Annotated in this window: 4 protein-coding genes and 1 pseudogene; all 5 read left to right on the top strand. The window is 60.9% G+C overall.

The window, feature by feature from the left end; genetic code table 11:
- Positions 1-633: 633 nt before the first annotated feature.
- On the top strand, positions 634-2,754 hold the full coding sequence (tkt, locus tag DV027_RS11300; protein WP_130731900.1) for a transketolase: 2,121 nt from the start codon (positions 634-636) through the stop codon (positions 2,752-2,754).
- A 79-nt stretch (positions 2,755-2,833) separates the two neighbouring features.
- Positions 2,834-5,698: a bifunctional transaldolase/phosoglucose isomerase gene (locus DV027_RS11305; protein WP_130731901.1), complete on the top strand. Its 2,865-nt coding sequence runs from the start codon at positions 2,834-2,836 to the stop codon at positions 5,696-5,698.
- A 116-nt stretch (positions 5,699-5,814) separates the two neighbouring features.
- Positions 5,815-6,816 carry a phosphogluconate dehydrogenase (NAD(+)-dependent, decarboxylating) gene (gene gnd, locus DV027_RS11310; protein ID WP_130731902.1) on the top strand — a complete coding sequence of 334 codons (1,002 nt, stop codon included), beginning with the start codon at positions 5,815-5,817 and terminating at the stop codon, positions 6,814-6,816.
- 106 nt (positions 6,817-6,922) lie between these two features.
- On the top strand, positions 6,923-8,455 hold the full coding sequence (zwf, locus tag DV027_RS11315) for a glucose-6-phosphate dehydrogenase (protein ID WP_130731903.1): 1,533 nt from the start codon (positions 6,923-6,925) through the stop codon (positions 8,453-8,455).
- A gap of 57 nt (positions 8,456-8,512) precedes the next feature.
- Positions 8,513-8,616 (top strand): annotated as a pseudogene (locus tag DV027_RS17895) (Cof-type HAD-IIB family hydrolase); the annotation flags it as partial.

Consider the following 8,616-nt stretch of genomic DNA (forward strand, 5'->3'; position numbering starts at 1 on the left):
GACTGAATCGAGTCTGTAAACGTATTTCATGTTTACATATGTAATATCCATAAATTCTAACAAAAATCCGATTCTGACTCCCTGTTATTTCTTCAATATGTGATCCTGCACATATTTTTGTGTACCGGAGCAATATCCGGGCCTGTTTCAGGATGTCTGGCAGCGTGCGTGCGCCCATATGTTCCCGGACCTTGTTTCCTGCTGAAAATGGCGGAAAACAGGATATTTTCAGGCTTTGACATATCTTGTCACATTCCCATAACAGCATATGAAAAATGTATTCCCATGCGCAGAAAGAATAAATAAGGATCAAGAACTCGTGAATGACCGAGGCTGGCATTAGGGCAGGATTGGGACTTCAATGCAGGAACTGCCGCGCCGGACATGACGGCCTGTTCCATGTGAATGAACCGCAGGACTGAATCAATTACATCCAGCCCTCGGGTTATATTGGAAAGATGTCAGCGCATCAGTCCCTGTACTGTCATGGATGGCAGCAGGGTAATGGATCCCGGCACAGATATGTGACGTACGTGACATGCGGGCATGACAGGATGAAAGCCGTCCCTTCATGCAGTTTCATGTAACGCCCGGAACTCACAGGGCTGGCCGTGACAATGGAGGACGGTTTTCATGCGTTCATTATTTCCCTGTCCCGTATGGGCACCCGATGGGGCCGGCACTGCACGGGTGGATATTGATACCCTGTGCATCAATACAATCCGCACACTGGCCATGGATGCGGTGCAGAAAGCCAATTCCGGCCACCCGGGCACGCCCATGGCGCTGGCCCCGCCAGCCTATGCATTGTGGCGCGAGGTCCTGAACTACGATCCCGCCAACCCCCTGTGGCCCAACCGCGACCGCTTCGTGCTGTCGATCGGCCATGCTTCCATGTTGCTGTATTCGCTGATCTACCTTGCCGGTATCCGTGATGTGAAAGACGGGCGCGTTCTGGCCAACCAGCCTTCGCTGACCCTTGCGGATATCGAGCAGTTCCGCCAGCTCAATTCCCGCACGCCGGGCCACCCGGAATACGGGCACACCGCAGGCGTCGAGACCACGACCGGCCCGCTGGGGCAGGGGTGTGGCAACTCTGTGGGCATGGCCATCGCCCAGAAATGGCTGGCCGCGCATTTCAACAAACCCGGCTTCGACCTGTTCACCTACCACACCTACACATTCTGTGGTGATGGCGACAATATGGAAGGCGTATCCAGCGAGGCCGCATCCATCGCGGGTCACCTGAAGCTGGGGAACCTGACATGGATCTATGACAGCAATCATATTTCCATCGAGGGCAATACCCGCATCGCCTTTACCGAAAGCGTGCATAAACGCTTCGAGGCCTATGGCTGGCATGTGCTGGAACTCAAGGATGCGAACGATACGGCTGATTTCCGCCGCCTGCTGACTGAAGCCAAGGCGGAAACATCCCGGCCCACGCTGATCATCGTGCATTCCATCATCGGCTGGGGCTCGCCGCACAAGGCGGGCACGGCTGCGGCGCATGGCGCGCCCCTGGGCGTGGAAGAAATACGCGAAACCAAGAAATTCTACGGCTGGCCGGAAGACAGGAGCTTCTATGTGCCCGAGGGCGTGCCCGAACACTTCCAGCAGGGCATCGCCACACGCGGGGCGGCCGCCAGCAAGGCATGGCACGACCTGCTGGCCCGTTACCGCACGGCGCACCCCGACCTTGCGGCCGAACTCGACCTGATCCTGGCCGGAAAGCTGCCCGAAGGCTGGGATGCACAGATCAGCGATTTCCCTGCTGACGCGAAGGGCCTTGCCTCCCGCGCCAGTTCCGCGACCGTGCTCAACCAGGTCGCTGCCAGCTACCCGTGGATGATCGGTGGCTCAGCCGACCTGTCGCCCTCTACCAAGACGCACCTGACATTCGATGGCGCCGGTGATTTCCAGCCCCCGCAATGGGGTGGAACCTATGGCGGGCGCAACCTGCACTTTGGCGTGCGGGAACATGCCATGGGGTCGATCTGCAACGGGCTGGCGCTCTCTTACCTGAGGCCCTACTGCTCTGGCTTCTTCATCTTTTCCGACTACATGAAGCCACCCATCCGCCTTGCAGCACTCATGAAGCTGCCGGTGCTGTATATCTTCACCCATGATTCCATCGGGGTAGGGGAGGACGGCCCGACCCACCAGCCGGTCGAACAGCTGGCCCAGCTTCGCGCGACGCCGGGTGTCACCCTGATCCGCCCGGCGGACGCCAACGAGGTAGCCGAGGCCTGGCGCACCCTTGTCCCGCTGGCTGATCGCCCCACCGTCCTGGTGCTGACCCGCCAGAACCTGCCCACCCTCTGCCGCAAGACCTATGCCCCGGCCACCGGCCTGGCAAAGGGGGCCTACGTGCTGGCCGACAGCAGCCCCGGCACGCCTGATGTCATCCTCATGGCAACGGGTAGCGAGGTCGGGCTGATCGTGAAGGCTTTCGAACAGCTCAAGGCCGAAGGGGTCAAGGTCCGCATCGTCTCCATGCCGTCATGGGATCTGTTCGAGGCCCAGCCCCGGTCCTACCGCGACAGCGTCCTGCCCCCCGATGTGACTGCCCGCGTGGCGGTGGAACAGGCTGCCCGCCTAGGATGGGAACGCTATGTCGGCCTGCAGGGGGCGACCATCGTCATGCATGGCTTTGGCGCGTCCGCCCCGGCGGGTGAACTGGAGGTCAAATTCGGATTCACGGTGGACGCCGTCCTGACCGAAGCCCGCCAGCAGCTTGCCGCCCGGCGCTGACCGCCCGCACAACCATAATTGCGACAGCACAGCCACCACGCGCCGGGTGGCTGCCAGCAACACATGAAGGAAACATACCATGACCGCGTATGACGCCGGCACCAGTGACGCCGCCAATCCGCTGAAGCAGATGGCCCGCCTTGGCCAGTCCCCGTGGCTGGACTTCATCCAGCGCTCCTATACCGAAAGCGGCAGGCTGAAAAAGCTGGTGGAGGAAGACGGGCTGAAAGGGGTCACCTCCAACCCGTCCATTTTCCAGAAAGCCATGGGCCACGGCACCGATTACGATCCGCAGATCCGCCAGATCCTTGCCCATCAGATCGTGGATGCCGGAACGCTGTATGAAACACTGGCGATCCATGACATCCGTGCCGCGGCAAAGGTGCTGCACCCGGTCTATGAACAGACCGCGAAGGTGGATGGCTATGTCAGCCTTGAGGTCTCGCCCTATCTGGCGCGTGATACCGATGCCACGCTTGCCGAAGCACGGCGGCTGTGGCTTGCGGTGGGGGCACCCAACCTCATGATCAAGATACCCGGCACGGATGAAGGCGCGCCCGCGGTACAGGCCGCCATCGCCGCCGGGATCAATGTCAACGTCACGCTGCTGTTCTCGCTCAATGCGTACAAGAAGGTAGTGGAAGCCCATATCGCCGGGCTGGAGGACCGCCTGAGCCGTGGCGAAAGCGTGAAGGGGATCGCAAGCGTCGCTTCCTTCTTCGTCAGCCGCATTGACGTCAAAATTGATAAGGAAATTGATGATCGTGTCGCGGCAGGTGACAGGGACGCCGCCGCCCTGAAGGCCCTGCGTGGCAAGGTGGCCATTGCCAACGCCAAGCTGGCCTATGAATACTGGCAGGGCGTGGTGAAAAGCCCGCGCTGGCAGAAACTGGCGCAGGCAGGCGCCATGCCCCAGCGCCTGTTGTGGGCCAGCACCAGCACGAAGGACAAGACGTTCAGCGACGTGCTGTATGTGGACGGCCTGATCGGCCCGGAAACCGTCAACACCATTCCGCCTGCCACCTTTGATGATTTCCGCGATCACGGCAGGGTCGCCCCGACCCTGACACAGGACGTGGCGGGCGCGCATGCGGTGATCGGCGAAGCCCGGCGCCTTGGCCTTGATCTGGATGGCGTGACCCGGACCCTTGTGGATGAAGGGGTGCGCGGCTTCGAGGAAGCCTTCGACGCCCTGCTTGGCGCGATTGCCGCCAAGCAGGCGGCGTTCCTTGGCCACAGGCTTACCACCACCACGCTCAACCTGCCTGCCGACCTTGATACGGCGGTCAGGGCCGAACTGGAAACATGGCGCACGCAGGGTAACGTCCGCCGCCTGTGGTCAAAGGACGCCACGCTGTGGACGGGCCATGACGAGGCAGGCTGGCTGAAATGGCTCAGCATTGTCGATGACCAGTTGCTGGATCTGGCGAAGTTCGAGGAATTCCAGGCCGAGGTGAAGGCGCGCGGCTTCCGTGACGCGCTGCTGCTGGGCATGGGTGGCTCCAGCCTTGGGCCGGAAGTGCTGTCAGTCACGTTCGGCAAACATGAAGGCTTCCCCCGCCTGTATGTGCTCGACAGCACCGACCCGCAGCAGATCCGGGATTTTCAGGACAGGATCGACATCAGCAAGACGCTGTTCATCGTCTCGTCCAAATCCGGCGGCACGCTGGAGCCCAACATCCTCAAGGCCTATTTCTTTGATCAGGCCAGAAAGGTGCTCGGTGACAAGGCCGGGTCGCACTTCATCACCGTGACCGACCCCGGCTCGCACATGGAAGACGTGGCGAAGAAGGATAAGTTCTGGAAAATCTTCTACGGTAACAAACAGATCGGTGGCCGGTATTCCGTGCTGTCCGATTTCGGCATGGTGCCCGCAGCCATCGCGGGCCTGCCGCTGAAGCGGCTGCTGGATTCCGCCCTGCGGGGTGAAAAATCCTGCGCGGCCTCCGTCCCGCCCGCGCAGAACCCCGGCGTGGTGCTTGGCGCGGTGCTCGGCGTGGCAGCCCGCTCGTTTGGCCGCGACAAGATCACGCTGCTGGCATCGCCTGCCATATATGACATGGGCGCCTGGCTGGAACAGTTGCTGGCGGAATCAACGGGCAAGGACGGCCGCGGCCTGATCCCCATTGATGGGGAAACCGCCGGCCCCGCCTCCGTTTATGGCAAGGACCGCGTGTTCATCTACCTGCGCCTGGGCGAAAAACCGTGTGAGAAACAGGATGCGGCGTTCAAGAAGCTGATCGCGGCGGGGGAGCCGGTCGTCACCATCGAACTGCATGACCGCTACCAGATTGCCCAGGAATTCTTCCGCTGGGAATTCGCCACCGCCGTCGCCGGTTCGATCATCGGCATCAATGCCTTCAACCAGCCCGATGTCGAGGCCTCGAAGATCGAGACCAAGAAGATCACCACTGCCTATAACGAGACTGGCAAGCTCCCGCCTTACGAGCCGTTCGCCAAGGATGGCCCGTTCGCCTTCTATGCCGACCCCCAAAACGCTGCGGCCCTGAAGGGCGGCACGGCGGAAGCCATCCTGAAGGCCCATTTCGCCCGGGGCAGGGCAGGCGATTATGTCGCCCTGCTGGCCTATATCGACCGCGACACCGCCACGCGCGAATGGCTCCAGCAGGTGCGGCTGTCGGTGCGTGATGGGTTGAAACTGGCCACGGCTGCGGAATTCGGCCCGCGTTTCCAGCATTCCACCGGACAGGCCTACAAAGGTGGGCCCAACACGGGCGTATTCGTGCAGATCACGTGTGATGACGATGTCAACCTGCCGGTGCCGGGTGAGAAATATACCTTCAGCATCGTGAAGGAAGCCCAGGCCCGTGGGGACCTGGAAGTGCTGGGCGAACGCGGCCGTCGCGCCCTGCGCGTGCATATCCACGGCGACCTGAAATCCGGCCTTGAAAAACTGGCGCAGGTCATCAAGTCCGCGGTCTGATCGCGCGGCGAAACCGCCCCGTCATGACCGGTGGACATGGTGGGGCCTCTTTTTTCACCAGCCCGAATATGGGCCGAGGCGCAGGGCCGGTCCCTGCCACGGGAGCAGTAAAAATCATGCAGATTGGTATAGTGGGTCTGGGCAAGATGGGCGGCAACATCGCCATCCGCCTGACACGTCACGGGCACGATGTGGTGCTTTATGATCGTACGCCTGCCGTAATGTCCAAAGTGGCGGAACGGGCCGAGGCTGGAAAAACCGTCTCGTCATCCGGGTTGAAGGACATGGTGACGAAACTGACCGCCGAGCGGCGGATCATCTGGCTCATGCTGCCCGCAGGCGAGGTTACCGAGGCAGCAGTCAAGGAACTTGGTGGCCTGCTGGGCAAGGGTGATATCCTGATCGACGGTGGCAACTCCTTCTACAAGGACGATATCCGCCGGGCCGCCGAACTCACGAAAAAGGGCGTTCACTACGTTGATGTCGGCACATCGGGCGGCGTGTGGGGCCTGGAACGTGGCTACTGCATGATGTACGGCGGCACGAAGGACGCCACCGATCATATCGACCCCATCCTGTCGGCCCTTGCACCCGGGCTTGGCGATATCCCCCGCACGCCGAACCGTGACAAACCCGGTTTCGACCCGCGCGCCGAACAGGGCTACCTGCATTGCGGGCCTGCGGGTTCAGGCCATTTTGTCAAAATGGTCCATAACGGCATTGAATACGGCATCATGCAGGCCTTTGCCGAGGGCTTCCATGTCATGAAGTCCAAGAATTCCACCGATCTGCCTGAAAACCAGCGCTTCGAGCTGAACATGGCCGATATTGCCGAAGTGTGGCGGCGTGGCAGCGTGGTTTCGTCCTGGCTGCTCGACCTTTCGGCATGCGCGCTGGCGGGCAACCCGGACCTGTCCAATTACAAGGGCGACGTAGCGGATTCCGGTGAAGGCCGCTGGACCATCGAGGCCGCGATTGAAGAAGCCGTGCCCGTTCCGGTGATGACGGAAGCCCTGTTCACGCGTTTCCGTTCCCGCACAGGCAACAACTTTGCCGAGAAGATGCTGTCTGCCATGCGTTTCGGCTTTGGTGGCCATATCGAAGGCACGAACAACTGATGGCGCGCGCCTGATAACCCACCCGGCAGGCCAGACCACGCAGGCACCATAACGACCACGGGCGGCCCGTCGGGTTTTAACGCTAAAGAGTTCAGGGAGAAGCAAGATGGAGAGCATTGTCGCATCCGCGTCCTCGCAGATTGACGACACGCAGCATGAAAACGTGCCGCGTCGCGGGCCACCGGGGGTATTTGTCATATTCGGCGGGGGCGGGGACCTGACGCACCGTCTTCTTGTCCCGGCACTCTACAACCTGGCCAGCGCAGGACTGCTGGACAGCCATTTCTCCATCATTGTGGTGGACCGGGCCGATGTCTCGGCAGCCGACCTGCGCCAGAGCTTTCATGATTCCCTGGAAAATTTCGTAACCAGTCGTGGAACCTCTGCCGTCAGCCTGCATGATGATGTGTGGAAGCGCCTGTCCTCCAGCATCGACTACGTGCGCGGCTCGTTTGAAGATACGGCAACATACGATGCCCTTGCCCAAAAAACCGGTAACCAGAACTGTATTTTCTACCTCGCGGTGGCCGCCCGTTTCTTTGGCACGATCGTGGACCAGCTTGGTGTGTCTGGCCTTGCGAAGGAAAGCGGGAAGACCTTTCGCCGGGTCATTATCGAAAAGCCCTTCGGCAGCGATCTTGCTTCCGCCATTGCGCTGAACGGGCGGCTGCTGCGCACGCTTGACGAAAGCCAGATTTACCGGATCGACCATTATCTGGGCAAGGAAACGGTGCAGAACATCCTTGCCCTGCGCTTCTCCAACGGTTTTTTCGAGCCTTTGTGGAACCGCGACAATATCGACCATGTGCAGATCACGGCAGCCGAGACGGTGGGCGTGGAACGGCGCGCCCGGTTTTATGAAAGCACGGGCGCCGTGCGCGACATGGTGCCCAACCATGTCATGCAGTTGCTGGCCATGACGGCGATGGAAGCGCCCATTTCGTTCGATGCCGATGCGGTGCGTGATGAAAAGACCAAGGTGCTCAAGGCCATCCATACCGTGCAGCATCATGACGTGGTGCGCGGCCAGTACGCGGCGGGCAGCATCAAGGGGCAGCCCGTTGCAGGCTACCGCGACGAACCCGGCGTGGACCCGCATTCCCATACCGAGACTTATGTGGCGATGAAACTCATGATCGATAACTGGCGCTGGGCGGGGGTGCCGTTCTATGTGCGCACCGGCAAGCGCCTGGCCGCGCGCAAGACGGAAATTGCGGTGCATTTCAAGTCGGCACCCTATGCCCTGTTTCGCGACACACCGGTGGACAAGCTGACCCCCAATATCATGCTTTTGCATATCCAGCCGACCGAAGGGGTGACGTTGCAGTTTTCCGCCAAGATTCCCGGCCCCACGGTGCATCTGGGTGGGGTGCGCATGAAGTTCGACTATTCCGAATGGTTCCACGAAGGGCCAAGCACCGGCTACGAAACCCTGCTGTATGACTGCATGATAGGGGATGCGACCCTGTTCCAGCGCGCGGACAATATCGAGGCCGGATGGCGCGTGGTCCAGCCCGTTCTGGACTGGATGCACGCCCCCGCGGGACTGGATTTCTACGCCGCCGGCAGCGAGGGGCCGAAGGCCGCCGATGACCTGCTGGCCCGCGACCACCGGCACTGGCTGAAAATCGGGTCCTGACGGGACATGATCCGCGCCTCAACCTGACTAACATGATACTGACAGGAGGACACTTCCGTGTCTGATCCCGAAATACGCCTTGTACTGGCCGATGTGGATGGCACACTGGTCACGAAGGACAAGATCCTGACCCCACGCGCCATCCGCGCGGTCGAGCGCCT

The sequence above is a fragment of the Komagataeibacter xylinus genome, assembly GCF_004302915.1.
In the GTDB taxonomy this organism is placed as follows: Bacteria; Pseudomonadota; Alphaproteobacteria; order Acetobacterales; family Acetobacteraceae; genus Komagataeibacter; species Komagataeibacter xylinus_C.

Bases quoted from the DNA above. Each gene is read 5' to 3' on its own strand.
- DV027_RS11305 (WP_130731901.1), top strand. From the start codon at position 2,834: ATGACCGCGTATGACGCCGGCACCAGTGACGCCGCCAATCCGCTGAAG.
- tkt (WP_130731900.1), top strand. From the start codon at position 634: ATGCGTTCATTATTTCCCTGTCCCGTATGGGCACCCGATGGGGCCGGC.
- zwf (WP_130731903.1), top strand. From the start codon at position 6,923: ATGGAGAGCATTGTCGCATCCGCGTCCTCGCAGATTGACGACACGCAG.
- gnd (WP_130731902.1), top strand. From the start codon at position 5,815: ATGCAGATTGGTATAGTGGGTCTGGGCAAGATGGGCGGCAACATCGCC.